The following is a 25,774-nucleotide window of genomic DNA, read 5'->3' as shown; positions in this document are numbered from 1 at the left end:
CACGGCCTGTCACGAAGCATCGGAGTTCTCGCTACCAGCTCCCCCCCGCGCCGCCGCCGCCAAACGAGCCGCCACCAAAACTGCCGCCGCCTCCACCGCCCCAGCCACCACCGCCACCCCAGCCGCCACCGCCAAATCCGCCGCCGCCGCCCATCCACCAGTCGCCACCGCCGCGCCGGACTCGTCGCGTGGGCGTTGGGCCAGAATGTGTGTACCAAGTGCCGTGCTTTTTGGCCAGACGCGCCATGAGGAAGATAAAAAAGAAGATTATCAGGAGCATCAGCAAGGGTATCCACCAAGGTATTTCCGCATCATCCGTGCCTTCGTTGGTGTATTCGCCAGCCAGTGCGCTGATGATGTCGTCCACGCCCGCATTGATGCCTTGCGCGTATTGCTCGCGCTGGAAATAAGGTATCATGGTGTTGCGAATGATGCGCCCGGCAGTAATATCGGGAAGCGCCCCCTCCACGCCGTAGCCAGTGGCGATGAAGGCCCCTCGGCCCGGCGGCTCTGTTTTGATGAGCATCACCACCCCGTTGTTCTTGCTCTTGCGGCCTATGCCCCATCGGTTTCCCAGCTCGAAAGCGTAGGATGCGTTGTCGTAGTCGCCAATATCGGGGCGAATCATCACCACGATTTGAGTGGAAGTGGAATCGTAGTAGCGGACGAGTTTTTGTTCCAACACCGTCTTTTCGTGCGGGGTCAGCCAGTTCGAGTAGTCGTGGACGTACACGGCGGGTTCTGGCTTGGGCGGGAACAAGTCCTTGTCCCATTGAGCCTCGCCGCAAAGCGGCAGCAGCATCGCCAGCATCACGAACAACCACTGGCGATATGAAACTGCCCGACCCCACGAACGAAATTTGGAGTGGGCGAGCGATGGCCAATGGCTGGCGGCGTGCGTATCAACCAAAGATAATTTCATCGGGAAGTTCATTTTCGTTTTTGTCATCTGCTGCGGCGGGGAAATGTTCGCGGAGCCGTTCCCCGATTTGAGCGATGGCGAGGCACACGCCCTCAGCCGCTTGGTCGCGTTGGAAATATTCGCGCATCAATTGTTTTTCGGCATCCCAGAATTGGAAGCCGACCCGCTCGTGAATGCCCGCATCGCCCCATATTGCGAACTGATGCGACTTTTGGGCGATGTAAACAAGCACCCCGTTTCGTTCTTTCGTGTTGAACATCCCGAATAAATGAAAGACCTCCGCCGCACGCTCCACAGGGTGGTCGCGGTCGCAGAAGTCTTCCACATACACGCGGATTTCCCCCGATGTGCGGCGCTCCGCCGCCCGGATGGCTTGCACGATGCGGACTTCTTCGTCTTTTGTAAAAATCATGGTTGGGCCGTTGGCCATCGGCTGCCGCAACGCACGGATGTGGGTTGGGTAGGGCAGCCGATGACAAAAATTAAAACTTGACTTCCGGCGCTTTCTCCGAGCCGGGTGCGGCTTGGAAGTAGCCTTTTTTGGAGAATCCAAACATTCCGGCAATCATATTGGTCGGAAAACGACGGATGTAGGCGTTGTATCCCTCTACGGCTTCGTTGAAGTTTTTGCGCTCCACGGAGATTCGGTTCTCGGTGCCTTCCAATTGTTTTTGCAAGTCGAGAAAACTTTGGTTGGCTTTCAAGTCGGGGTAGTTTTCAGCCACCGCCAACAGGCGTCCCAACGCGCCGGACAGGCCTTGTTGTGCCTGTTCGTAGCGCCGTATGTTTTCCTCGGTCAGGTCGCCCACGTCAATTTTCACCTGCGTGGCGGAGGTGCGTGCCTCGACGACTTTTTGCAGGGTTTCCTGCTCGAAATTGGCGTAGCCTTTCACCGTGTTGACAAGGTTGGGAATCAGGTCGGCGCGGCGTTGGTACTGGTTTTCCACTTGCGACCATGCCTTTTTCACGCCTTCTTCCATCGGGCCGAGTTTGTTGTAGGTGTTGCACATGCTGAATCCGAACAACACCAAAACGCCGAGGATGATAAGTGGGAGGTACTTGCGAAAGTCTGTCATAGTTAGTTGTAAGTTTGTTTTGAAAAAAATTTGTGCGAAAGTAGCGATTCGTTTCTATGCGAACAGTCTGTTGTGGGCAAGAAAATTCGGACAAAAACAAAGAGCCTGTCACCGAGCGAACGGCAACAGGCTCAATTGTCTTCATCAGACGGAAGTCATACAGGCTCGCAGCCCTTGCGCCCGGCTCTTCCGCCGAACAGGCTTTTCTAAACCGATTAATGGGAAATGGGATGTTTCAAGTGGTTGATAAGAATGTTTTCAAGGGAGAATCGGGTCATTTGGAACGTTGGGGCGCATGGGCGCTTTCATGTGGTTTGGTGGCTTTTCAAGGTTGGGAGGTCAAGGGGGAGGACTGGGTATCTCATGGTTGCGTTTCACTCGGGGTATTGAGGCGAGAGCGTGAAGTGCTCGTCGCGGTATTCGCCTTGCAGGATGCCCGAATGGGAGACGCGCGAGCGCCCTGCTGCGGTTTTTATTTTTTTTCGGATGCGATAAGTCTTGTCCAACACAGCACTATCCGGCAACATCACTGGCAAAAAGTCGAAGATGAGTATCAAACTGGTCGAGGCCCGATTCCACACCGCGTGGGCGATGCCTTTGCCAGCTGGCAGCAATTGGTCGTTCAGCCAACCGATGCGTTTCCAGAGCATCTGCCCCCCGCGACCGGGGTAGCCGACTTCAAGGCTCAGGCTATGGATGTCGTTCCATAGTGGACTTTCTTGCGAGAGGTTGCAGCGCACCTCGAAAAACAGCGGTCTCATAAAGCATATTGAAGGGTGATTTTCTCATAGTAGGTTCGGACTGTTTCGCGACGGTTTTGAGATGTTTGGCTGTTTTCAGAACCCGACCCCTGCCGGCGCCCCGCTTTTCATCTTTCGCACACATGATTGGGTTAGGGCGCCGGTCAGGTTTGGTGGTCAGGTGGTTGTCAAGGGCTTCCCGCACAAACATTTCTCATGTTGGCCCAAGGGGTTGGAAGACTGCTTTCGGGTTTTGCGGGTGGTTGGGTTTTTCACGTTTCACTTCTGACGGTTATCAACCTTGTGTCGTTCATCATCGTTGACGAAACAAAGATGGGGGGTGGTGTCAGCGCATTCCTAACACACATTGCCGCATCACTTCCAAAGCCGTTTTTTATCTTTTTTTTTCAAAAATTGGCTGGTTGCCGCGTTTTTGTGACTTTTGCGCGGTTTTAATCCCCACCTTTTCCAAAATACGCGGCACACGGAACGCAATAGCTTCCATCAAAAAACGCTCTCCCCCGCCGAAAAAAATGCTTGACAGCCCGCTTATTCGCACATTGCAACTGCTCGACCCCGAGGAATTCGAGCAGTTTTACCTCTTTGTGGCTTCGCCTATATTCAACGAGGCCACGCGGTTCAAGGACACCCTGCGGCTGTTCGAGCACATCCGTTTGGGCTATCCGGCATTCACGGACGAGCAATTGACGAAAGAAGAAGCCGGGAAAGCGCTTTTTCCAGACCGAAAGAACCCGGTAGGGGAAGTGGAAAAAGCCATGTCGGAATTGATGCACATCCTCAAGCAATTCATCAATTTCCGGTACTCGGCGGTGAAAGGCGGCAAGCCCGTGCGGCGCAGCTCGAAAAAAGAATTTACCGAAAAACCCATGTTGCTGCTCAATTTTACCCGACAACAACTGGCATTGTTGCGGTTCTACAGCGAGCGCCTTCACCTGAAATCAGTGAATGCCTCTGCCAAGTCGGCTCCTCAGGGCAAAGGGCAGCGGGTGAAGCGCACCGAAAATTATTTCCAAAACCTCTACACCGAATTGCGCGAACTGCTTGATGAGCAAACAAAATTCGACCACTACGAAGGCTACGAGTTCAGCGACTTCCTCTTTTTCCGATACCTCTTGGAACACGAAAAGGCCCTCTACGACCACCATCGGGAGGAAATCGAGGCAGACCTTAATATGCTGGCCGCCTTGGAAGAGCTCGACCGCTTCTACCTCTACTCCAAGCTCGAACTTATGAGCCGCTTGGTGCATTACCAGAATATCGCGCAGATGTTTGCCAACGACCCCCCCAAGCGCCAGCGCCTCATGGCCAATCGAGACATCACCTTGGAAATGGTGGAGCTCATGCGCCGGCACCAATACTGGCAGGACACGCCGGGCATTGCGCTCTACACCACCTTGCTGGAGTTTTTGCCCGAAAACAACGAGGCGGGCGACTTGGCCTCCGACCGATTTGCCGATATGCTCGCCCGGCACATTGATGCCTTGCCCAAATCCCGCCTCGATGATTTCAATGTGCTGCTGCGCAGCTACTGGAACCGCCGCTATCGCCACACCAAAGACCCCCAGTTCATCGGTCGCTTGCACGGGATGCACCGCGAGCAATTGCAGCGCCTGCCCGCCAACAAGAACCTGCCCATGATTCAAGTGACCAATATGCTGAACACCGCCCTCAAACTGAACAAGGTGGCTTGGGCCGTGCAGTTCTTGCGCGAGTTTGCCGGAGCGCACAACGAGGAGCCGGGCACCAAGCCGCCGCGAGGCCGCCCGCATCCCAAGTATGCTGTTCGCATCTGGTGGTCCATGCTTTATTTTACCTCAGGAGACTACGAAAAAGCCGCCCAAGCCATACCCGAATACAAAAAATACAGCGATGTGGAGGACATCTATTTTTTCGCGGTGGCCGCCGCAACAGACGTGAAAATACAATATGAGCGGGGAGGATTGGACGACCACCTCATTCGCAACAGCCTCGCCCGCATAGAACGCAACAGGGATTTGCCCAAAGAGCGCCGCGACGAGCGCCTCCGCTTCTTCAAAACGGCTCGCAAACTTTTCAACCTGAAAATCAAAAAAGAAACCCGCCGCAACGCCGACATCGCCAAAGAACTCGAAGCGGCTCAGGCAATGCTCGACAGCAACGCAACGGTGGACTGGGAATGGCTGGAAGAGAAAATCGGGGAATTGAGTTAGAAAAAGCGCAAGGAAAGGACGCGCCCCCAAGCCTTGTTGACATGAGCGACGAACCTTGGCGCTTGCCCTATCAGCCGCCCGTTGTCTCTGCTACAATCCATGCTTCGTAGTCAGCGTTGGCCCGCGCCTCCCAGCGCATGATGCAGGGAACTTCGTAGGGGTGCATTTTGCGAATTTCGGCTTCCAATTTTTCTTCCAAATCAAGCCGCGTCTTCACGATGGAGACCCACTCGCCCTCGTGTTGCACCGCGCCCTGCCACCAAAAGACACTGGTGATGGGGAAGGCATTGCTGCAGGCCGCGAGGCGCTCCTGCACAAGGTGAGCGGCCACGCGGCGTGCGGTGGCCTCGTCGGGGTGCGTGATGTAGAAAACGAGAAAGGCCATGAGTGGTGCGGTTGCGTTGATTTCTCTCGTCCCAAAAGTCGGATATTCGGCGAAATCGCGGCGTGGGGTTTTTCAACAAGTCTAAACATTTGTTATCGCGCCAACGGAAAGCACGACCCGAATTTTGTGGCAAAAATATGCGCTATGACAACAAAACTTTTTGCCGCAATGCTGCTCTTTTGCTTCCGACTGACGGCTCAACCCTCCTCCTCGCCCGACACTTCGACGATTCATTGGCCTGCCCGCTACGAGCCTTCCAAAAGCAAGTTTTTTGTGCACAACGAAATCGAGGTGAGCGCCCCACCAGAAGTGGTTTGGGGCATTCTGATTGATGCCGAGTCGTGGCCCGCGTGGTATGAAGGCGCTCGAAAGGTCGTCATTCGCCCGGAAAGCGACACGGTGCTGACCGCCCAATCCGTGTTCACATGGAAAACGATGGGACTGAATTTTGAATCCGTCATACAAGAATTCGCGCCGCCTTTGCGGCTGAGTTGGGAGTCCAAAAAGAAAAACATTCAAGGGTACCATGCTTGGCTCATCGTTCCCACCGACTATGGCTGCAAAGTCATCACAGATGAGTCGCAAAACGGCTGGCTGACCTTTTTTGAAAAAACATTTCAGCCCAACAAACTGCGCAGGCTCCACGACGTGTGGCTGCGCGAAATCAAAAAGAAAGCCGAGGCGCACCGATAACCAACGCAGGAAAGGGAGATTGACAACTTTTCTTCCCGCCGTTGTTGGCATCTCGCCAACAACAAACGGCAACGTGGGGGCGGCCAAGCCCGAAATGCAGGCTGCTTGTGTTTTCACCAAGCGAGGTGAAATTCGCTTACACGGGTTTAAGCCCTTGCGCCCACGCTGCATCCTCTGCCTCCAATTTGGGCGGCGGCGGTGCGGCGGAATAGTCAATCGAAAGATGGTATGCCGCATCTTTATACACCTCGCGGAGCGCGTGTTGCAGATCGAGCGGCACGTCTTGGTCGGGTGCTGCTAACGGGACAGGCACGACAGGAAGCGGCGAGCGCAGGCCAACGGGCCAAATGTCCGTTTGCGCTTGGTGCGCCCGCGTGAGGGCAATCAGATAGGGCGTTTTTTCCAATTTCGGGTGTTGCACCGGGCGAGTTCCTCGTCGGAGCAGGTCAATTTCCAAAAAATGGATACCGGATTGATGCAACCGACGGCGCTTTTGAAGATATTGGTTCAAACCCGGCTCACGCTTGTTTACTGGCGACAAAATTTCAATGGCGGTAATCAAAAGATTGTCAGTCGAATCTCTGATTTCCACGACAGGAATTCGAACCTCCACCGGAGCAAATATTGGAACGGAAAGGGACGGAGGCAACGGCGTGCTTCCTGTGGAATAGGCGACGGAAGGCTCACTCACCGCTCCTGCCGACCGCCCCAACAACACTTCCACATCGGGGTACATGATGCCTATTTCGCTTTCTGGCGCGTTGTCCTCCACCACATACCGACTGATGCGAGCGACGTATTTGGGCTGAATCAACGGCATCAACTGGCGACGTATTTGAGAAGCCAATGCATGATGCACATCGGGCCACAAGTCGCCTTCGAGATAGGGGTCCATGCCGGGAAAAGGAGAGGCCATGAAGGATATTTTGAGGCAAATGTAAAGAAAAATCACGCGCCATCAACCGCCCAACCCTTGACCTTTACAACGTCCTGCCGCCCTGCCGTTGTTGGCGTCTCGCCAACAACTGGTCAGCGATTCTCCCTTTGTCGGGTTCTGAAGTATCATCCCGGAAGAATGGAGGGGTGACATCTCAAAAACAGGCCGAGGTGTCGCCTTTTTCGTTCCTCAAAAGATGACGCCTCTTACAAACCGAGAATAGCCAACAACCGGCCTCTCGTCAGCCACAAACGGCAGCATGAGGGGCCAAGCCCGAAACTCTAACAGTACGGGATGCCCAACGCTTTCGTCGTGAAAAGGGATATTCAATTCAGGAAAAAATTCCAATGACACCGCAAATACAAGCCCGGCCACACCCCGGAATACTTCAGGTCTCTGTACACAAAATCGGGGAAGGCCGCCTGCAATCCGAGCTCGAAGATGAATGACTTGTTTTTCCGCTCTTGCCTGAAAGTTTCCATCGCCCAACCCAAGGAGGCGAACGTGGTTTTAAAATTGCCAAGCAAATAGTTGCCGCGCACGGCAATGCCGTGTGCCCGCACCTTGTTCTTGTTTTTTTTCTCCTTCAAAAAACGACTTCCAAAATAGGTGTAGCCCACCCCCAACATGAAATTTCCTATATAGTCAAGAGACTCAAAGTTGCCATTGATGTCTTCTCTTCGTATCGCCACCCCACCTACATAGACTCCGCCTTCCACCACGTTTTTGGGATTGAAATAATAGCGTAGAGGCAGCCCAGTGCCGCTGAAAATAGAAATCCCAAAGCCGACCTTGCCACCATAGTCGCTAAAATCCAGCGTGTCCGCTGCAAGTGAATGAAGGTTTTTCCCGGACAACGAGTACGAGGGTTTGTTTTCAAAAGAGACATAATTCACCTCCGACTCCTGAAAAGGTTGGGCAGCCAGATGGGTAGCCAAGCCCCATAGAACAAACATGAAAATCGTGTTTTTTCCCATTTTTAGCCTGAAAATTGAAAAAGGTTTGAGTGTGGTTTTTCATAAAATACGCGAATCAAGGGTTAGAAAATTGACTTCATTTTAAGCGACTTGCGTTTACGAAACTTTCAAAAGTTTCGTAAACGTGGGTGCTTAACTCTTGATTCGTATAAAATGTAAAAGCTCATCGCATCACCCCCGACCCCTACCAGTAGGGAGGGGGTGGGGGTGATGCGCTAAGTTTTTTACCACAAAATTATCAAAGGTTCTTGTTTGACAATGCCTCAACATGAAAAAGACTCATCCCGAAAAACGCAACATATTCTTAACCCTCGCACCTGCCCCCTCCAACCCGAACCAGACTTACCTTGCCGCCTAAAATGCCATGCACATGAAATTCGCCTTTTTCCCCCTATTGTTGCTTGTTTTTTCCGCGCAACACATTGGCGCGCAAACACGCGCTGCCGCGCTGCCTTCTCGCATCGCTTTCGGCTCCTGCGGCTCGCAGGACAGGCCCATGCCCATTCTCGACACGGCGCTGGCACGTCGCCCCGACCTCTTTGTCTGGCTGGGCGACAACATCTACGGCGATACGAAGGACATGAACGTGCTCCGGGCCAAATACGCCCAACTCGCCGCCAAACCCGAATTCCAACGCCTGAAAAAAGCCACGCGGTTCCTCGCCACTTGGGACGACCACGACTTCGGCTGGAACGACTCCGGGCGCCACTATGCTTTCAAGAAAGAATCAAAGGAAATTTTTCTCGACTTCTGGGAAGAACCCGCCGACTCGCCGCGCCGCCAACACGAGGGTATCTACACCTCTTATATGTTTGAAGAGCAAGGCAAGCGCCTGCAAATCATTCTGCTCGACAACCGCACCTTCCGCGACGACCTGCGCATCTATCGGGGCGAGCTAAGCCGCGACGACCGCTTTTTTTACCCGCTCGACTACTACCCGCACGAAATCCCGGATTCTACCTTGCTTGGAGAGGCACAGTGGCAATGGCTCGAAGCAGAATTGCGCAAACCAGCCACCCTGCGCATCATCGGTAGCGGCACTCAGTTCAGCATTTCCTACAACGGCTACGAGGCCTGGGCCAATTTCCCCCATGAGCGCCAACGTATGCTCGACCTTATCAAAAAGACCCGCGCCAACGGCGTGCTCTTCATCACGGGCGACGTGCACTACGCAGAAATATCGGTCTTGAAAGAAGAAGGGATGTACCCCATCTACGATGTGACATCCAGCGGCATCACTTCCACTTGGCATTTTGCCACGCCCAACGACAATCGCATCGAAGGCCCCGTCATGGACAATCACATTGGCCTGCTCACGATTGACTGGCAGCAGCAAGACCCATCCATCAAAATGGAGGTGCACGACATCAGGGGCAATCAGCGCATCGAACACACGATACGCACGAGCGAGATTTCTTTTAAATGACGCTACTCCCCAAGGGCCACTTGCCGCACCTCCCCCGGCAGCATACCTGCCAAGGCGCCCTCTGCCAGTCGAAACGGCCCCAACCCTACCCGCACCAAGCGCAACACGGGAAACCCAATGGCGGCGCACATACGGCGCACTTGGCGGTTTTTGCCTTCGGTGAGGGTGATTTCAAGCCAGCTATCCGGCACCGTCTGCCGAACGCGGATGGGTGGCTCCCGTGGTGGCAGGTCTGGCGCGGCGGTGAGCAGGCGCACGGCTGCGGGGCGCGTCCGGTGGGTTTGGCCGCTGATGCGTATGTCGGTGCCACGGCGGAGTTTTTCCAAATCGCCCGCTGCGGGGACACCCTCCACTTGCGCCCAATAAGTTTTGGCGACATGGCTTTGGGGGTTCAGCAGTTTGAAGTTCAGCGTTTTGTCGTCGGTCAGCAACAGCAGCCCCTCGCTATCGGCATCGAGCCGCCCCACCGGGTAGGCGTTTTTGGGAAATGCGAAGCCCAAGTCGGCCAACGTCGTTTGCCCCGGATGGTCGGGGGTGAACTGGCTCAACATCCCGTAGGGTTTGAAGATGATAAAATGTGGCATGGCGCTCTTGTTTACAAACGGGCATACACTCGAACCATGTCGCTGCCCAATGCGAATTGTTCTCGCAACTGTGCCACTTCCGGGACTTTGGGTGCCGCTATGCCGTCGCCCAATGCGCGTTCGCTTTCGATGACGCGGATTTCGTCCCAGTAGCCTTGTTCGAGCAGTTGTGACAGCACTTGGGCACCGCCTTCCACCAACACGATGGCGTGGTTGGCGGCGCGGAGCTTTTCCAATACCTGGGGCACCAAGGTCGCGGCATCGTTTTCCGCTGGGAAAAAAGAGGTTTTTGAAAAATGGCCTTCCCGGTATTTTCCGAATATCCAAGTGGCGATGGAGTCGTCGAGCAAGTGAAAGCCCGCTGGAATTTTTCCGGCCCGGTCGAATGTGACGCGCAAGGGATTTTTGCCGCCCACGAGGCGTGCGTCGAGGCGGGGATTGTCGGTGAGGGCCGTGGTGGTGCCCACCCAGATTGCATCGGCCTCGCTGCGCCAGCGGTGCAATAGCCGCTGAGCAGCAGGGCCGGAGATGGGAGTGCGTTCGCCGCGTCTGCCGAGAAATCCATCGCGGGTTTGCGCCCATTTAAGGATGATGTGGGGGCGCTGCAGTTCGAGCCAAGTGAAAAAGGCACGATTGAGCCATTGCCCCTCGTTTGCCAGCACCCCTGTCACCACTTCCACGCCTGCTGTGCGCATTTTGGCGATGCTTTGGCCAGCCACTTGGGGGTTGGGGTCTTCGTTCGCCACTACCACGCGCGGTATTTTTTGTTCCAAAATCAAATCCACGCAGGGTGGTGTTTTTCCAAAATGGAAACACGGCTCCAACGAGCAATACAAGGTGGAATAAGGAATCAGGGGGCGGTCGTCGGGCGCGACGGAGCGCAAGCAATTGACCTCGGCATGGGCCGCGCCGTATCGCTGGTGCCATCCTTCCCCGATGATTCGCCCTCCGTGCACCAGCACCGCGCCCACCATGGGGTTGGGTGACACATGCCCTGCCCCCAGCAGCGCCAAGTCAAAGCATCGGCGGATATATTGAGCGTCGGTGGTCAATTTGCGAATGTGCTAATGAGGGAATGTGAAAATTGCCGACGAGACGGGAGTGTGTTCAGAGGAAATGGTCTTGTTATAGCACCCCTCAACTCGTTAATCCGGCTCAAAACCCCAACCCGTGCTCCAGCTCCTTGCTCAGTTGCGGGAGTTTTCGCCGTTCGATGAGGTAACTGGAAAGCGCGGCGATGTCCCGAAAAATATAGTGTTTGTCCAAAGCGCCTTTGAGATAGCCCTGACCGCTGGAGCCGCCTGTGCCGGTGCGCAAGCCAATCATGCGCGTCACCATGTTGAGGTGGCGATAGCGCCAAGTGGAGAGTTGCTCGTCTATTTCGAGCAGGTTGTTGAGCAGTTGGAAAGGCAGTTGGAGCAGCGGATAGCCCCGATAGAGCATGATAAAAAGGGCGGCACGAGCGGCGCTCGCGCTAAGGCGGCGCTCTGCGGGGTTGTTTTCGCCGAAAAAGAATTTTTCGAAGTGCCCCACGTTGCCTTTTTCGCCCTCTACCAGACTGTTGGTGTAGATGGCTGAATAATCGCTCCAAAATGGGTGTTTCCCATCCGCCACAGGGAACAAGGGGCGGTAGGAGGCCCAATAAGCAGGCGCATCGAAAAAGGGCATCCGTTCGAGCCATGCACTCACCAAATCGAGCAGGGAAGAGCGCTGTTCGGTCTCCTTAATCAGGGCGACTTGAGCCGGGCGCAATTGGGAGATGTAGTATTCCTGACCAAAACGCTCAGGAAATCGCAGCCCCAACTTGGCCTCCGCGATTTTGAACTGCCAACTTTGAAAGCCCGAGGCGGGGCGCAGGAAGTCGCGGAAATCGAGGAAGTCCATAGGGGTCATCGTTTCCAGAATATCAATCTGGTGGACAGCCACTTTCAAGATGGTCGCTACGCGACTGAGCCGATGCACCACCGTCTGGAGGTCGGGCGAGTTGTCGTTAATCGGGTTGGCCATGATGTCGGCCACCGAGTCTATCTCGAACAGGATTTGCTTGAACCAAAGCTCATACGCCTGATGGATGATGATGAACAACATCTCGTCGTGCGCGGGGGCACCTTGCAACTCGCTTTCAAGGGTTTGTGCTGAAAGTATTTTTTCGAGTTGGAGGTAGTCGGAATAGTGGACTTCTTTCATTGGAGTCATTCGTAAATCGTCATTCTTGAAATGGTCATTCTCGAAATGTCATTCTCGAAATGTCATTCTTGAAAAGTCATTCTTGAAAAATCATTCTCGAAATGGTCATACGCAAATCGTAAATCGTAAATCGTAAATCGCAAATCGTAAATCGTAAATCGCAAATCGTAAATCGTAAATCGCAAATTCCCTCACACTCCCGGCTCCACAAAAGGAACCTTCGTCACCACCGCTTCGAGTTTTTTCCCGCCAGCCACAATCATGATTTTGGTGCCGGGTTCGGCGAATTTGACTTTTACATAGCCCATGCCGATAGGTTTGTCGAGGGTGGGGGAGTGGGTGCCGGAGGTCACCACCCCGATTTTTGCGCCACGGCGGCTTTCGATTTCGTAGCCATGACGCGGCACGCGGCGCTCGCCATCCAGCACAAAACCGACAAGGCGGCGCTTCACGCCCTCGGTTTTTTGTTTTTGAAAACGCTCTTTTGAAGGGAACGTGTCCGCCTTGCCGAGTTTGGTTATCCACCCCAGTCCAGCTTCCAACGGGCTGCTTTTGTCGTCAATGTCGTTGCCGTAGAGGCAGTAGCCCATTTCGAGACGGAGTGTGTCGCGCGCGCCGAGGCCGGCGGGCTTGATGCCCCATTTCTCGCCGTGCTTGAAGACCTTGTCCCATATTTTCACCAAGTCTTTGTTTTTGGCATATATCTCAAAACCGCCCGACCCCGTGTAGCCCGTTGCTGACACGATGACGTTGTTGCAGCCTGCGAAGCGACCCCGGCGGAAGCTGTAGTATTTGATGCTTTTAAGGTCAATGTCCGTGAGTTTTTGCAGTGCCTCGGCGGCTTTGGGGCCTTGCACGGCGATGAGACCCGTCTTGGCGGAGATGTTTTGCATTTTCACCTCGAGGCCGCGTGCGAGTCGCTTGAGCCAGCGCCAGTCTTTGGTCTCGTTGGAGGCGTTCACCACCAGCATATAGCTTTGCTCGCCGTCCACTGTCATTTCGGGCGCGTCGTCGAGGCGGTAGATGAGCAGGTCGTCCACGATGCCGCCTTTTTTGTTGGGCAAGCTGGAATACTGCACGTCGCCGGGCTTGAGCTTGCTCACGTCGTTGGTGGTGGCGCTTTGAAGGAACCGGGTGGCATCCTTGCCACGCACGATGAACTCTCCCATGTGGCTCACGTCGAACACCCCAACGGCGGTGCGCACGGCGCGGTGTTCATCAGTGATGGAGGTGTAGGAAATGGGCATGTTGTAGCCCGCGAATTCGGCCATTTTTGCGCCGAGAGCGATGTGTCTTTCGGTAAGCGGTGTGCTTTTCATGCGAATTAGTTGTCGGATACGTTTTTGTTGGGTGCTGTCTTGGGTTGTACGGTGTTCACTCTGGGCTGTATTTTGGCGGGCGACACTTGCGAGTCGCTTGGTTTTTCATTCGTGGGCGTAGTTTTGGACGGGCGCATGGTGGGGCCGGAAGGTTTCGGCACGTCGGGCTGAATGCCGAGGCGGCGCTGAATATCGGCGGGCAGGGCGTTTTTGTGCAAGGTGAACGCGATGGTGTTGAGGCGCATATAGGCTTCCGACACGTTGAGGTAACCTTTGAGGTCTGACACTTCGCCCCAAGAGTTTTTCACGGCGTAGAAGTCGCCGCCGTGTGCTTCGTCGAGCCGCCCGACGATGTGCATCAGGTGGTCGTCCACCGTCACTTGGCGGTCGAAGAGTTCCTGACGGTATTCTTGCGTGATGCTTTTCTCCGGCTCCCAAGTTTTGAAGGCATTTTGGCGCTCGGCAAGGCTGAGCTCGGCCCATTCTTTTTGTGGCACGATGGCGATGCCGTTGGCGCTCGAAAAGCCCATGTTGCTCACATCGGCATCCCAAGCGACGGAGTAGCCTTGTTGGAGGGCATAGTTGAGGCAGCGCATCATGTCGTTGATGGGCAGGTTGTAATACATCCCGTTGGCCCAGTTGTCAGGCACTTCGAGGATGAATTTTTCGTAGAAAGGGTGGTGGGTGAACGATGTGATGTTCACATAGTCGTCGGGCTTGATGTCGAGGAAGTCACGGTAGGAGGCGGGGGTGAACATCGTGCTGCCGACTTCGAACTGCAAAGGCACTTTGCCAAACTCCGCGTCGAGCACGCTGTCAATCTTGGCGAGCCAATCGGCGGAAAGTTTGCCAGCCTTGCCTTTTGCCACAAAATCGTCGCACATGGATTTCAGGTCTTTTTCCAGTTGGCTGTGGTCGCGGGGTTTGTTTGGGTTTTTACGGCCGGGATAGGCGCTTTCCGGCACGATGCCGTGTTGTTTTGCCACATGAAAAACATCGTGTGCGAGGCCTCCTTCGCCGAATTGGGCCGTCCCCTGCCGCCGCACATAGTTCTCGCACTTTTGGCGATAGATGTGCCGCACGATGAACATTTCCGACAAATCGGTGGTGCCTTTGCCCAATCGCAGCGCTTCGCTTTCGAGCATGGAGGCGGTACTGTAAGCCCAGCAAGTGCCGGTTTTGTCCTGATTTTTTACCTCGGTGGCCGCGAGGCGCTTGATGTCTTTGAATTGATAGGGTTCTTGTTTTTGGGCGAAAAGGCCCGCCACGAACAGGGCGAGCAGCATGGAAAGGGCTATTCTCTTCATAGTGCGTAGTTTTTGTTTTTGCTGAAAAACGCTTATTGGAAAAAAAGTGGGGGTAAATCTACGAGATTTTTGAAAAACGGAGGTCGCGGCGCAAGGCCGTCACCCTGAAAACACCAGATAAACGCTCGAAACGACTTGGATGGCCAACGCAAGCAAAAGAATGGTGAACGTAAGTCTTCGGAAAAAATAAAAGCCATAGGCAAACACCCTGTCCCAAGCGGGAAAGAGGAACAGGAGCAGCACCGTGAATCCCGGCAGCAAGTAGCGCATTTCCTGTTCGGGGAGGCCGCCGACGAAGAGGGCAAAAAGCACCAGACTCAGGAGCAGTATTTTTTGAGCGGCGTGGTGAAAATCGGTCTTTTTGCCCATCAAAAAGAGCAGGGAAAGCGGGAGGCAAAAGCCCGGATGCGCTAGCGGAGCGAGTATGTAGAGGCCGTTGGGCAAGAGATGTTGAGAAAGGCCGCCCGGCGAAGACTGGAAGGAACGCCTGAACAAATTGCCCAGCGACCATCCTTGCCATGCCGGGGCATCAAAGCCAAGCGCCGACGAGGAGCAGAAACAGTAAGCCCCCAGCGTCGCAACGCCCACGCCACTCATCGCCAACACCCAGCCCCATTGCTGCCGACGCATCATCCGCCACCCAATGGCCACCACAAATGGCATCAAAAAAGCCGACGCGCTCCATTGAGTGACTCCAGCCAATACGGCCCACATCGCCACCCACGCCGCGCTTTTGTGGCGTCTCGACTCCAACACGCGCAAGCCCACATACAGCGCCACCAAAAAAAACAACAGCCCCAACGCATCGGGCAAAACCGAGAGGCCTGCCTTGATGAAAAAAGGCGACATCGCCAGCCCCAGCCCTGCGAAAACCCACCGCGACGCTGGCGAGGTGCCAGGCGACCACAATTGTAGCAGCCGCTCGAACATCCACACCGCCAAACCCGCTGATACCCACGAAATCACTTGCAAAGCCAACGCAGCATCCGGCACCCAAAATCGCAACACCGCGCCTGCCATCGGGTAGCCATCTGCCCATCCAACAGGGGCACTATGCGCGGAGATGCCGCTCCAACGCTCGAAATATGCTTCGCAAAGCCGCAAGCAGCCTTGTGCGGCGGGGTGCCGGAGGGCATCGAACGAGAAAATGTCGGAAAGCAAAATCAGGGCGGCGACCACCATCAAGGGTAGCAAGTGCAGCAGGTTTTTAAAAGCCATGCCGCAAAAGTAGGAGAAAGGCAGTGCGAATCTGCCGTCTTTGTTTGCACCGTATTCGCTAAAAATCCAACGTCAGCTGCTCGCCCGGCCCAAAATATGCCTGCTGCTGCTCGTGCTCGCGGCGCAGGTTCGACACGCCCAGCCCCAGCAGGCGCACCTTGCGTGTCAAGGCTTCCGTGTCGGCCAATAAGGAAGCGGCCCATTGGAGCATTTCGGGGGCAGTGGCGATGTCGTGCTCAAGCGTCTTGGAGCGGGTGACGGTGTGGAAATCGGCGTATTTCACTTTGAGGGTGAGGGTTCGGCCCGGGTTGTCGGCGTGTTCGATGCGTTGCTGCAATGCCTCGGCAATGGTTGTCAGGCGCTCCATCATTTCGGCTGTGGTGTCGAGGTCGGTGGCGAACGTATGCTCGGTGCTGATGGACTTGCGCACGCCTTGGCTGCGCACGGGTCGTTCGTCAATGCCGCGCACGATGTTGTGGTAGAAGCGTCCGGCCTTGCCAAAGCGCCGAGCCAGTTCGAGCAGGGAATGTTGTTTCAGGTCGTAGCCGTTGTGGATGCCCATGCGGTGCATTTTCGCGGCGGTGGATTTGCCGATGCCGTGAAATTTTTCGATAGGCAATTTTTCCAAAAATGCCTCCGCTTCGTGAGGCAGAATGACGGCCATGCCATTGGGTTTGTTGAGGTCGGAGGCCATTTTCGCCAAGAATTTGCAGTACGACACCCCCGCAGATGCTGTAAGTTGTGTTGCTTCGAAAATCCGTTGCCTCAATTCGCGCGCAATCAGCGTGGCAGAAGGCGGCCCCATTTTGGGGTTCGTCACGTCAAGGTAAGCCTCGTCCAAGGAAAGCGGCTCCACCAGGTCCGTGTATTCGGCGAACAGGGCGCGTATCTGCTGCGACACAGCCTTGTATTGCTCAAAATTGTGTCGAACGAATATCAATTGAGGACACAACTGCCGCGCTTTTGCCCCTGACATGGCGGAGCGCACGCCGAACTGCCGCGCCTCATAGCTGGCTGCCGCCACCACCCCGCGTGGCCCCCCGCCGCCCACGGCAATGGGCTTTCCACGCAGCTCGGGGTGGTCGCGCTGCTCTACCGACGCAAAAAAAGCGTCCATGTCAATGTGTATGATTTTGCGCAAGGGTGTGTGTGCGTTGGCCCAAATTTATGGCGTGATAGGTTGGTTTTTCCAAACAACCATGATTTTGAGCAAATCGCGCCCTCCATCAGGCGGCTGTTCGAAGGAGTGACATAATTTTGTCCCCATGACCAACGAGCAGTTCAAAGAATTTGCCCCCAGCATCCCGACCGCGCCGGGCATTTACAAATACATTGATGCCGAGGGCACTATCCTCTATGTCGGCAAGGCAAAAAACTTGCGCAATCGCCTCTCCTCCTACTTCGGCGACAAAAAATACCAGCTCGCCAAGACAAAGGTGCTCGTGCGTCACGCCCACCACATCGAGTTCACTATTGTGGAGACCGAACACGACGCGCTGCTGCTCGAAAATTCGCTCATCAAAAAACACCAGCCACGCTACAACGTGATGCTCAAAGACGAAAAATCGCCCCTGATTTACGTCTGCATCAAACGCGAGCGATTCCCCCGCGTGTTCCTGACCCGCAAAGTCATCAAGGACGGCTCCACCTATTTCGGGCCTTATTTGCAAAAATTTCGGGTGGAGCAAATCATCGAGCTGATTCGCAAACTTTTCCAGCTCCGCACTTGCACGCTCCATCTTTCGCCAGAAAATATCTCGAAAGGGAAATTCAAGCCCTGCCTCGAATATCACATCAAAAACTGCGCGGCGCCCTGCGTGGGACTGGAAACGGAGGAGGCGTACAATCAAAAAATCGAGCAAATCAAAAACATCCTGAAAGGCAATTTCGCCGCCGTGAAAGCGCATTTGAAAGAAGAAATGCAGCGGGCGGCGGAAAATCTGCAATTCGAGCAAGCGCAACTGCTAAAAGAAAAACTCTCGCTCTTTGAGGACTATCAAGGCCGCAGCACGGTCGTCAGCCCCAACATCCGCGATGTGGACGTGTTCGCCATCGCCGACGACGAGAAAGAAGCCTTTGTCAACTACCTCAAAGTCGTGAACGGCGCCGTCATTCACACCTACACGCTCACACTGACGAAGAATCTGGACGAGGACAAAGAGACCTTGCTCGTGTACGCAATTCAAAACCTGAGAGAGCGATTTCAAAGCATTTCGCCGGAAATCATCGTGCCGTTCGAGGTAACGCTCCCCTCTCCCTATTGGGGAGGGGCCGGGGCAGGGACTGTCACCGTCCCAAAAATCGGCGACAAGAAAAAACTGCTCGAGCTGTCGGAAAAAAACGTGCAATACCACCTGCTGCAAAAGAAAAAACAGGCTGCCAATGCCACGGGCAAGCAAACCCACGCAGAGCGCATCCTGCGCACCCTGCAAGCCGACTTGCACATAGAAGCCGTGCCGCTTTGGATTGAGTGTTTCGACAACTCCAACCTGCAAGGCACCAACCCGGTGTCGAGTTGTGTCGTGTTCAAAAACGCCAAACCCTCCAAGCGCGACTACCGCCACTACAACGTGAAAACGGTGGAAGGCCCCAACGACTTTGCCTCCATGGAGGAGGTGGTGTATCGCCGCTACAAACGCCTGCTCGCCGAGGGGCAGGGGTTGCCCCAGCTTGTCATCATAGACGGCGGCAAAGGCCAACTTAGCGCGGCCATGAAAAGCGTGCGGGCATTGGGGCTGGAAGGCCAAATGCTCGTCATCGGCATCGCCAAGCGCCTCGAAGAAATCTTTTTCCCCGACGACCCGGTGCCGGCACTCATCAACAAAAAGTCGGAATCACTCAAACTCATCCAGCAAGCCCGCAACGAGGCGCACCGCTTCGGCATCACGTTCCACCGCAACCAGCGCAGCAAGAACTTCATCAAAACCGAGCTCACCGAAATACCCGGCATCGGCGCAAAAACGGCGGAAAAGCTGCTCGCTCATTTCGGCTCGCTGACGCGACTGCGGGCGGCTGAGGCGGCTGAAATCGAAAAGGTTGTGGGGAAGGCGGCAGCGGGGAAAGTGGCCTCCTATTTCGATGCCAACGCCTCCGGTTAACATCAAACCATGCAAATGATGTCGGTGTTTTCTTGCCTGACTGCCCAATAACCGTTACCATTGCAGCCCGAAGGCCCGCGTTTCACGAGTGATTTTTCACCAAAAAAAGGAATTTCACAAAACGGAGCATACGATGGAACCACTGCAACGCACCTCGCAAGGTTTTGCCTCAGATGCCGACACCGCGCACGAGCCCGACACACCGCCCTCCGATGCTGTCCTGAAAGAAAAACATGAGCGCCTTTTTCAGCGCGGGTTGAAATGGCTTGGTGTCGGCATCGCTCTGATGGCCGTGAGTTTCGGCATCAACTTTTTTCTCTACGACACCGAACTGTCCTTTGCGACCAGTATGTATCTGCTGACCACCGTCGGGGCCGTTTGCATCCTGAAAGGCTTGGTGGATTTGTTGGGGTTTTGAGACCCCGCCGCGATTTCGTTTCTTAAAGTACACTTCGCGCCGTCAAGTTTTGGGTATGGCTAAAAGCGCAATCTATCGAAGTCAGGGAGAGCAATCATGGTTGTCTGACAAATCCTAGCGAATCATGGTATTAATGCCCAAATTAGTCTGTAAATAATGGAGATTACCGAAGTCTTTTACCCCCGCGACCGCGCCGAGTGGCGAGCTTGGCTCGAAGCCCATCACAAAACCAAAACCGAAGTCTGGCTCCGCACCTTCCGAAAAGCCAGCGGCCAGCCCTCGCTACCCTACGACGACATGGTGGAGGAGTGCCTATGCTTTGGCTGGATTGACGGCATCAGCAAAAAATATGATGAGGACAGCACCGTGCAGCGCATCACCCCGCGCCGCAAAAAATCCTTTCTTTCCGAACTCAACCGCCAGCGCGTGTGGAAGCTCCAGCGCCTCGGCCTGATGACCCCAGCAGGCATCGAGCCTATCGCCGCTCAAATCGGCTCACCCGATGCCCCCCTCGAAATGCCCGCTTGGCTCGAGGAAGCCTTGAAAGCAGACCCGCAGATTTGGGAAATTTTTCAGCAGTTCCCGCATCACTACAAGCGCCTCAAAATCGGTTGGATAACCGAAATCCGAGGCGACAGCCGCCGCGACGAAGCCATCAAGCGGCTCAATTATTTGCTCAAAATGACCGCACAGGGAAAAATGTACGGAACGATGCCGTGAGCGGTTTCCCGCCTCTTACCACCCCCCCCGCGATGATATGGTTTTTTGGGCAGGATGTCGCGGCGTTGCTGAAAGTGTGTAAATTTGCAAGAAAATAAAATTACCGGCCATGTCATCCGCTGCAAATTCCACTGTCTCCATCTCGAACGCCACCCAACTGCTGCCCGCGTTGAGAGCGTTGGAGCCGCACGAAAAATTGTACATCATTCAGTTTTTGGCGGCGGAGTTGTCGAGACAACAACATGAATTTTCGTTGCCCGAAGAGGTTTACCCTGTTTGGTCGCCTTATGATTCTTATGAGGCGGCGGCGGAGATGTTGCAAGCAATCAAAAACCGACAATCCAAAGGTTGACAGGCGATGCGCTTTGAATTCACCTCACTTCCAACGCAAAAGGGCGAGGGCGCGTTTATGCCCTTCTTGCCACTCACGTTGAGCCTCGAAGAACGCGAGTTGAAAACACATGGATTACTCGACACTGGTTCAACCGTCAACGTGCTGCCGTTTTCTACCGGCTTGGAATTGGGTCTGATTTGGGAAGAACAAAAAATGCCGCTCCGACTTGGTGGCAACCTTTCCGCTTTTGAAGCCTGCATCGTTTTTGTCAATGCCTTCATTGAAGGTTGCCCGCAAACGGAGTTGGCTTTCGCTTGGACAAAAGCCGACAACATACCCCTGCTACTCGGCCAAACCAACTTCTTCATGGAGTTCGACGTGTTTTTCTCCCGCTCGGCGATGTTTTTTGAGGTGATGCCGAAGGGAGCAAAACTCTGATACGCCCCCTCCCACAAAGAAAAATTCGCCCCAACACAAAATTCCCCCGCTATGATTTGGATTTTCGGGCAGGATGTGGGAATACTCCTACCCCACACCACATCTTCATTTGCAAAAACCAGCCTAAAAATTCATTTTCCGACAGATATTTCGCCCTTCCGCTAAAAAAGCCAACAGAAAATTTGCGCATCCGGTAGGTGAAATTATTTTTGCCTTGAAAGGAGAACCAACAACTTGTCTCTTCCGCTCACCGCCTATGCCCAACACAAACATCTCCCACACTCTCCCCCGCCTCGGCCACACCTACCGCCGCGACCCCTGGTGGGTCAGCCCCGCGCTCGTTTTCACCGTGCTGTCCTCGTTTGTGATTTACACCACTTGGGCGGCGTTTCAGGGGGAGCATTATGCCTATCAAGGGTATTTGTCACCGCTCTATTCGCCGGAGTTGTGGGGCAGTTCGCCACACGCCGTGTTTGGCCCCAAGCCGGGTTGGTGGCCCTCGTGGCTGCCTTTTTCGCCCGCGCTGCTCATTTTGTGGGCGCCAGGTTTGTTTCGCCTCACCTGCTACTACTATCGGGGCGCTTACTACAAAGCGTTTTTTCTTGACCCGCCTTCCTGCTCCGTGTCGGAATCGAAAAAACGCTACACCGGCGAGCGGTCGTTCCCCCTGTTCATGCAAAATATCCACCGCTATTTCGTGTTCATCGCACTCGGCTTTTTGGTCATCCTCACCTACGATGTCTGGAAAGGAATGTGGTTCACCGACCCTGCCACCGGCAAGGAAACCTTCGGCATCGGCGTGGGCACCATTGTCATGGCCGTCAATGTGTTTTTTTTGGGGTCGTACTCGACGGGCTGCCATTCGCTGCGCCATGTCGTGGGCGGTATGCTCGACCAACTTTCCCGCCGCCCGGCGCGGTTCCTCGCCTATCGCTGTGTCACCTGTTTCAACAAAAAACACATGCTCTGGGCTTGGCTGAGCTTGTTCTCGGTGGCCTTCACCGATATTTACATCCGCCTTTGCTCGATGGGGGTTTGGACGGATTGGAGAATATTTTGAGTACGTCTCGCTCGTTTGTCATCCTGTAAGGAACCGTCCGCTCTACGTCGGGAAAGCCGAGTGCGAGTACCCTCATAGAGCGGACGGTTCCTTACAGGATGACAAACGTAGAGTGCGCGTAGGGTTTGGATGCTTTGAATCTCTATTTTAACCGTGCGGGATTTCGCACATTTAGAGGCGGTTTTTTAAAACACCTTTTGACTTCCAATCGAACCAATCAAAAAAATCGAATCATTCGACTACATGACATCTTTCGACACCCTTGAATACGACGTATTGGTAATCGGCGCGGGCGGCGCGGGTCTTCGCGCAGCCATAGAAGCCTCTGCGCACGGCGTTTCGGTCGGCCTGATTTGCAAATCCCTCTTGGGCAAAGCGCACACCGTGATGGCCGAAGGCGGAGTCGCCGCCGCGCTATCGAACGTGGATGAGCGCGACAACTGGAAAGTCCATTTCACCGACACCATGCGCGGCGGCCAATACCTGAACAACTGGCGCATGGCCGAGCTCCACGCTAAAGAAGCCCCCGCTCGCGTGCGCGAACTGGAGGCCTGGGGGGCCCTCTTCGACCGCACGAAAGACGGCAAAATCCTCCAGCGCAACTTCGGCGGCCACAAATACCCGCGTCTGGCACACGTCGGCGACCGCACGGGGCTGGAGATGATTCGCACGCTGCAAGACCACGGGATTCACCTCGGCATGGAGGTGCACATGGAATTTACCGTCGTCACTTTGCTCAAAGACGGCGGGCGCGTGGTCGGCGTTTTTGGCTACGACCGCGAACGCGGCAGGTTCAAAGCCTTTCGCGCCAAAGCGGTGGTGTTGGCGACGGGCGGTGTGGGCAGAGCCTACAAAATCACGAGCAACAGTTGGGAATACACGGGCGACGGCCATTCGCTGGCCTACCACGCAGGGGCGGATTTGCTCGACATGGAGTTTTTGCAATTTCACCCGACGGGCATGGTGTGGCCGCCGAGCGTGCGCGGCATTTTGGTGACAGAAGGCGTGCGCGGCGAGGGCGGCATTTTGCTCAACAAGGAAGGCCGCCGCTTCATGTTCGACGACATTCCCGACCTTTACAAAAATCAAACGGCTGACAATGAGGAAGAAGGCTGGCGCTACACACAAGGCGACCGCAACGCCCGCCGCCCGCCGGAACTCTTGACCCGCGACCATGTGGCGCGTTGCATCGTGCGGGAAATCAAGGCTGGCAGGGGCAGCCCGCACGGCGGCGTTTTTCTCGACATCGCCTGGATAAAAGCGAAAATCCCGAACGCGACAGACGTGATTAAGAAAAAACTGCCGAGCATGTACCATCAGTTCAAAAAATTGGCCGACATTGACATCACGAAAGAGCCGATGGAGGTGGGGCCGACCACGCACTACATGATGGGCGGCGTGAAGGTGGATGCCGACACGCAAATGTCCACCGTGCCGGGGCTTTTTGCAGCCGGTGAATGTGCCGCCGGTTTGCATGGCGCGAACCGTTTGGGCGGCAATTCGCTTTCGGATTTGCTGGTTTTTGGAAAACGCGCCGGTGAGCACGCGGCTATTTTTGCAAAAGAAAATAAGCATGGGAAAATAGACGAGGCGCAAATAAAAACGGTGATGAACGAGGCGCTTGCGCCCTTCGACCGCAACGACGGCGAAAACCCTTATCAAGTGCAATACGATTTGCAGGAAATGATGCAAGACCTCGTGGGCATCGTTCGCAATGAAGAGGAAATGCAAAAAGCCGCCGTTGAATTAAAAAAACTGCGCGAACGCGCCGCGAAGGTGCGCGTCGTCGGCAACCGCGAGTACAACGGAGGCTGGCACACGGCACTCGATTTGCAAAATCTCTTGACTGTTTCGGAAGCGATTACGCTGGCGGCGCTCCATCGCAAGGAAAGCCGTGGCGCGCATTTCCGCGAAGATTTTCCGAACAAAGACGCGGAAAGCGGTACTTTTAACCTCGTGATTAGAAAAGGCGCGGGTGGGGAAATGGAGATAGTGCGGCAGCCGCGCTCGGAAGTGAGACCTGATTTGAAAGAGATTATCGAGGAAATGAAATGAAGCCACTTACAGGTGTTGTTTCTTATCTTTTGACAGGATTTACATGGTTTACAGGATTTTTTCCTTTTTGCGCTACGAGCCTGTCAACCATGTAAATCCCGTCGAAAAAACAATCCGGTAAAACGCGCCTCCAATCACCAAATCCGCGAATAAACAAATCACCAGTATCATGCCGACCGCATCTTTTACTATTTTTCGAGGCAACTCGACCGAAAACGGGCGATTTGAAACCTACACCACCGACACCGACGAGGGCATGGTGGTGCTCGATGCCGTGCATAAAATTCAGGCGGAGCAGGCCAACGACCTTTCGGTGCGCTGGAACTGCAAGGCCGGAAAATGCGGCTCCTGCTCGGCGGAAATCAACGGCGTGCCGCGCCTGATGTGCATGACGCGCCTGAGCGAGCTGCCACTCGACAAGCCCGTGCTGGTACAGCCGATGAAAGCGTTCCCCTTAATCAAGGATTTGGTGACGGATGTGTCGTGGAATTTTGAAGTCAAGAAAAAAATCAAGAAATTCAAGCCGCGCAAACCCGACGCGGCGGACGGCACTTGGCGCATCGCTCAGGAAGACGTGGACCGGGTGCAGGAGTTTCGGAAGTGCATCGAGTGCTTTTTGTGTCAGAATGTGTGCCATGTGCTGCGCGAACACCAGATGCACGACGAGTTTATCGGCCCGCGATTTTTGGTCTATACCGCTGCGTTGGAAATGCACCCGCTCGACGTGGAAGACCGCGTGCCGGATTTGAAACAGCAGGACGGCATCGGCCTTTGCAACATCACCAAATGCTGCACCACCGTCTGCCCGGAGGACATCCATATCACCGACAACGCCATAATTCCATTGAAAGAACGGGTGGTGGACAGGTTTTACGACCCGCTATTTTGGTTTTTAAGGCTGTTCAAGAAATAAAGTTGATGGAGGTTGAGGAGGCTTGATGAAGGTTGGTATACCTCGCGCCGCCAAGTTTTGGGCATAGCTACAATCGCAATCTGCTCAAAATCAGGAGCATCAATCGTGTTCATCTGACAAATCCTAGCGAATCAAGGTATAAATCGCGGTATGCCCTCCGTTATCAACTTTTATCAACCTTTATCAACTCCATCAACCAAAACAATAGATTATGTTTCAACTCAAACCTATTTCCAAACAAGGTATCCCGGAAGCCCTGCAAAAAGCCGAGCGCTATCGCCTGCTGAACGAACCGCATTTGGCGGAAAGCATTTGTCAGGACATATTGGACATCGAGCCGGGAAATCACGCGGCAGTTGTCACCATGATTTTGTCCATCACGGACCAGTTTGGCGGGCACACACCAGTCAATGTGAACACCGCCCGCCAACTTCTTCCTTTGTTGAAAACTGACTACGAGCGCCACTATTTTGCAGGCATTATCTGCGAGCGGCAGGGCAGTGCCATGCTGAGGCGCGGAAAAGCCAGCGACCATTTTGCCGCTTACGAGTGGCTCGCTGATGCCATGGAGCATTATGAAAAGGCAGAGACCGTGCGCCCGTCTGGCAACGACGATGCCATCCTGCGCTGGAACACCTGCGCTCGACTTATCACGAATCATCGGCTACAGCCTCGGCCGGAGCAGCACGCGGAGCCTTCGTACGATTGAGCATTGCAAGTTTTTCTAGTTCGTCGAAACGGGTTTGTTCAAATGACC

26 protein-coding genes are annotated in these 25,774 nt (G+C 54.6%); 12 read left to right on the top strand and 14 right to left on the bottom strand.

The window, feature by feature from the left end; genetic code table 11:
* Nucleotides 1-31 precede the first annotated feature (31 nt).
* From KIS77_16535 to KIS77_16520, 4 genes are all read right to left on the bottom strand, one after another.
* Entirely contained in the window at nt 32-922 is an 891-nt protein-coding gene (locus KIS77_16535; GenBank protein ID MCW5923951.1) for a TPM domain-containing protein, read from the bottom strand.
* A complete protein-coding gene (locus KIS77_16530) occupies nt 903-1,334 on the bottom strand; it encodes a TPM domain-containing protein (GenBank protein ID MCW5923950.1) in 432 nt (143 codons plus the stop codon). Before KIS77_16530 ends, KIS77_16535 begins: the two co-directional genes overlap by 20 nt.
* Nucleotides 1,335-1,404: 70 nt before the next feature.
* Entirely contained in the window at nt 1,405-1,932 is a 528-nt protein-coding gene (locus KIS77_16525; protein ID MCW5923949.1) for a LemA family protein, read from the bottom strand.
* Between the two features lie 440 nt (nt 1,933-2,372).
* A complete protein-coding gene (locus tag KIS77_16520) occupies nt 2,373-2,759 on the bottom strand; it encodes a hypothetical protein (protein MCW5923948.1) in 387 nt (128 codons plus the stop codon).
* Between the two features lie 512 nt (nt 2,760-3,271).
* Between KIS77_16520 and KIS77_16515 the strand changes: the two genes are divergently transcribed.
* Nucleotides 3,272-4,948, top strand: coding sequence for a hypothetical protein (locus KIS77_16515; GenBank protein ID MCW5923947.1), 1,677 nt, complete (start codon nt 3,272-3,274; stop codon nt 4,946-4,948).
* Nucleotides 4,949-5,018: 70 nt separating this feature from the next.
* Here KIS77_16515 and KIS77_16510 read toward each other — a convergent pair whose 3' ends face one another.
* Complete coding sequence (locus tag KIS77_16510; protein ID MCW5923946.1) at nt 5,019-5,333, bottom strand: divalent-cation tolerance protein CutA; 315 nt, start codon at nt 5,331-5,333, stop codon at nt 5,019-5,021.
* Nucleotides 5,334-5,477: 144 nt separating this feature from the next.
* Between KIS77_16510 and KIS77_16505 the strand changes: the two genes are divergently transcribed.
* Nucleotides 5,478-6,026, top strand: coding sequence for an SRPBCC domain-containing protein (locus tag KIS77_16505; protein ID MCW5923945.1), 549 nt, complete (start codon nt 5,478-5,480; stop codon nt 6,024-6,026).
* A 136-nt stretch (nt 6,027-6,162) separates the two neighbouring features.
* Here KIS77_16505 and KIS77_16500 read toward each other — a convergent pair whose 3' ends face one another.
* Nucleotides 6,163-6,942: a DUF4058 family protein gene (locus KIS77_16500; protein MCW5923944.1), complete on the bottom strand. Its 780-nt coding sequence runs from the start codon at nt 6,940-6,942 to the stop codon at nt 6,163-6,165.
* Nucleotides 6,943-7,289: 347 nt separating this feature from the next.
* Complete coding sequence (locus KIS77_16495) at nt 7,290-7,919, bottom strand: hypothetical protein (protein ID MCW5923943.1); 630 nt, start codon at nt 7,917-7,919, stop codon at nt 7,290-7,292.
* A 391-nt stretch (nt 7,920-8,310) separates the two neighbouring features.
* Between KIS77_16495 and KIS77_16490 the strand changes: the two genes are divergently transcribed.
* A complete protein-coding gene (locus KIS77_16490; protein MCW5923942.1) occupies nt 8,311-9,366 on the top strand; it encodes an alkaline phosphatase family protein in 1,056 nt (351 codons plus the stop codon).
* 2 nt (nt 9,367-9,368) lie between these two features.
* Here the strand turns inward: KIS77_16490 and KIS77_16485 are convergent, their stop codons facing one another.
* The 7 genes from KIS77_16485 to dinB form a co-directional block, all read right to left on the bottom strand.
* The gene (locus KIS77_16485; protein MCW5923941.1) at nt 9,369-9,950 is read right to left on the bottom strand and encodes a pseudouridine synthase; all 582 of its coding nucleotides are present in this window, start codon (nt 9,948-9,950) and stop codon (nt 9,369-9,371) included.
* An 11-nt stretch (nt 9,951-9,961) separates the two neighbouring features.
* Nucleotides 9,962-11,002: a bifunctional diaminohydroxyphosphoribosylaminopyrimidine deaminase/5-amino-6-(5-phosphoribosylamino)uracil reductase RibD gene (gene ribD / locus KIS77_16480; protein ID MCW5923940.1), complete on the bottom strand. Its 1,041-nt coding sequence runs from the start codon at nt 11,000-11,002 to the stop codon at nt 9,962-9,964.
* A 103-nt stretch (nt 11,003-11,105) separates the two neighbouring features.
* Nucleotides 11,106-12,146: a tryptophan 2,3-dioxygenase gene (locus KIS77_16475; protein ID MCW5923939.1), complete on the bottom strand. Its 1,041-nt coding sequence runs from the start codon at nt 12,144-12,146 to the stop codon at nt 11,106-11,108.
* Nucleotides 12,147-12,328: 182 nt separating this feature from the next.
* The gene (gcvT, locus tag KIS77_16470) at nt 12,329-13,456 is read right to left on the bottom strand and encodes a glycine cleavage system aminomethyltransferase GcvT (GenBank protein ID MCW5923938.1); all 1,128 of its coding nucleotides are present in this window, start codon (nt 13,454-13,456) and stop codon (nt 12,329-12,331) included.
* Between the two features lie 5 nt (nt 13,457-13,461).
* Complete coding sequence (locus KIS77_16465) at nt 13,462-14,763, bottom strand: aminopeptidase (protein ID MCW5923937.1); 1,302 nt, start codon at nt 14,761-14,763, stop codon at nt 13,462-13,464.
* A 99-nt stretch (nt 14,764-14,862) separates the two neighbouring features.
* The gene (locus tag KIS77_16460; GenBank protein ID MCW5923936.1) at nt 14,863-15,981 is read right to left on the bottom strand and encodes a hypothetical protein; all 1,119 of its coding nucleotides are present in this window, start codon (nt 15,979-15,981) and stop codon (nt 14,863-14,865) included.
* Nucleotides 15,982-16,039: 58 nt separating this feature from the next.
* Nucleotides 16,040-17,122, bottom strand: coding sequence for a DNA polymerase IV (dinB, locus tag KIS77_16455; protein ID MCW5923935.1), 1,083 nt, complete (start codon nt 17,120-17,122; stop codon nt 16,040-16,042).
* 124 nt (nt 17,123-17,246) lie between these two features.
* Between dinB and uvrC the strand changes: the two genes are divergently transcribed.
* The 9 genes from uvrC (at nt 17,247) to KIS77_16410 (ending at nt 25,726) form a co-directional block, all read left to right on the top strand.
* Nucleotides 17,247-19,079 carry an excinuclease ABC subunit UvrC gene (gene uvrC, locus KIS77_16450; protein ID MCW5923934.1) on the top strand — a complete coding sequence of 611 codons (1,833 nt, stop codon included), beginning with the start codon at nt 17,247-17,249 and terminating at the stop codon, nt 19,077-19,079.
* A gap of 133 nt (nt 19,080-19,212) precedes the next feature.
* Nucleotides 19,213-19,497, top strand: a complete 285-nt coding sequence (locus tag KIS77_16445) for a hypothetical protein (GenBank protein ID MCW5923933.1) — start codon at nt 19,213-19,215, stop codon at nt 19,495-19,497.
* A gap of 153 nt (nt 19,498-19,650) precedes the next feature.
* On the top strand, nt 19,651-20,217 hold the full coding sequence (locus tag KIS77_16440; GenBank protein ID MCW5923932.1) for a YdeI/OmpD-associated family protein: 567 nt from the start codon (nt 19,651-19,653) through the stop codon (nt 20,215-20,217).
* 109 nt (nt 20,218-20,326) lie between these two features.
* Nucleotides 20,327-20,569 carry a hypothetical protein gene (locus KIS77_16435; protein ID MCW5923931.1) on the top strand — a complete coding sequence of 81 codons (243 nt, stop codon included), beginning with the start codon at nt 20,327-20,329 and terminating at the stop codon, nt 20,567-20,569.
* 6 nt (nt 20,570-20,575) lie between these two features.
* A complete protein-coding gene (locus KIS77_16430; GenBank protein ID MCW5923930.1) occupies nt 20,576-20,989 on the top strand; it encodes a hypothetical protein in 414 nt (137 codons plus the stop codon).
* A 256-nt stretch (nt 20,990-21,245) separates the two neighbouring features.
* Nucleotides 21,246-22,049: a hypothetical protein gene (locus tag KIS77_16425; GenBank protein ID MCW5923929.1), complete on the top strand. Its 804-nt coding sequence runs from the start codon at nt 21,246-21,248 to the stop codon at nt 22,047-22,049.
* Nucleotides 22,050-22,292: 243 nt separating this feature from the next.
* Nucleotides 22,293-24,104 (top strand): fumarate reductase/succinate dehydrogenase flavoprotein subunit, encoded by a 1,812-nt coding sequence (locus tag KIS77_16420; GenBank protein ID MCW5923928.1) that lies wholly within the window; start codon nt 22,293-22,295, stop codon nt 24,102-24,104.
* 169 nt (nt 24,105-24,273) lie between these two features.
* The gene (locus tag KIS77_16415) at nt 24,274-25,017 is read left to right on the top strand and encodes a succinate dehydrogenase/fumarate reductase iron-sulfur subunit (GenBank protein ID MCW5923927.1); all 744 of its coding nucleotides are present in this window, start codon (nt 24,274-24,276) and stop codon (nt 25,015-25,017) included.
* Between the two features lie 211 nt (nt 25,018-25,228).
* A complete protein-coding gene (locus KIS77_16410; protein ID MCW5923926.1) occupies nt 25,229-25,726 on the top strand; it encodes a hypothetical protein in 498 nt (165 codons plus the stop codon).
* The last annotated feature ends 48 nt before the right edge of the window (nt 25,727-25,774 follow it).

This window comes from Saprospiraceae bacterium (assembly GCA_026129545.1).
In the GTDB taxonomy this organism is placed as follows: domain Bacteria; phylum Bacteroidota; class Bacteroidia; order Chitinophagales; family Saprospiraceae; genus M3007.
Note: the sequence above shows the minus strand (reverse complement) of the source record. Positions and strands in the feature narration are given on the sequence as shown.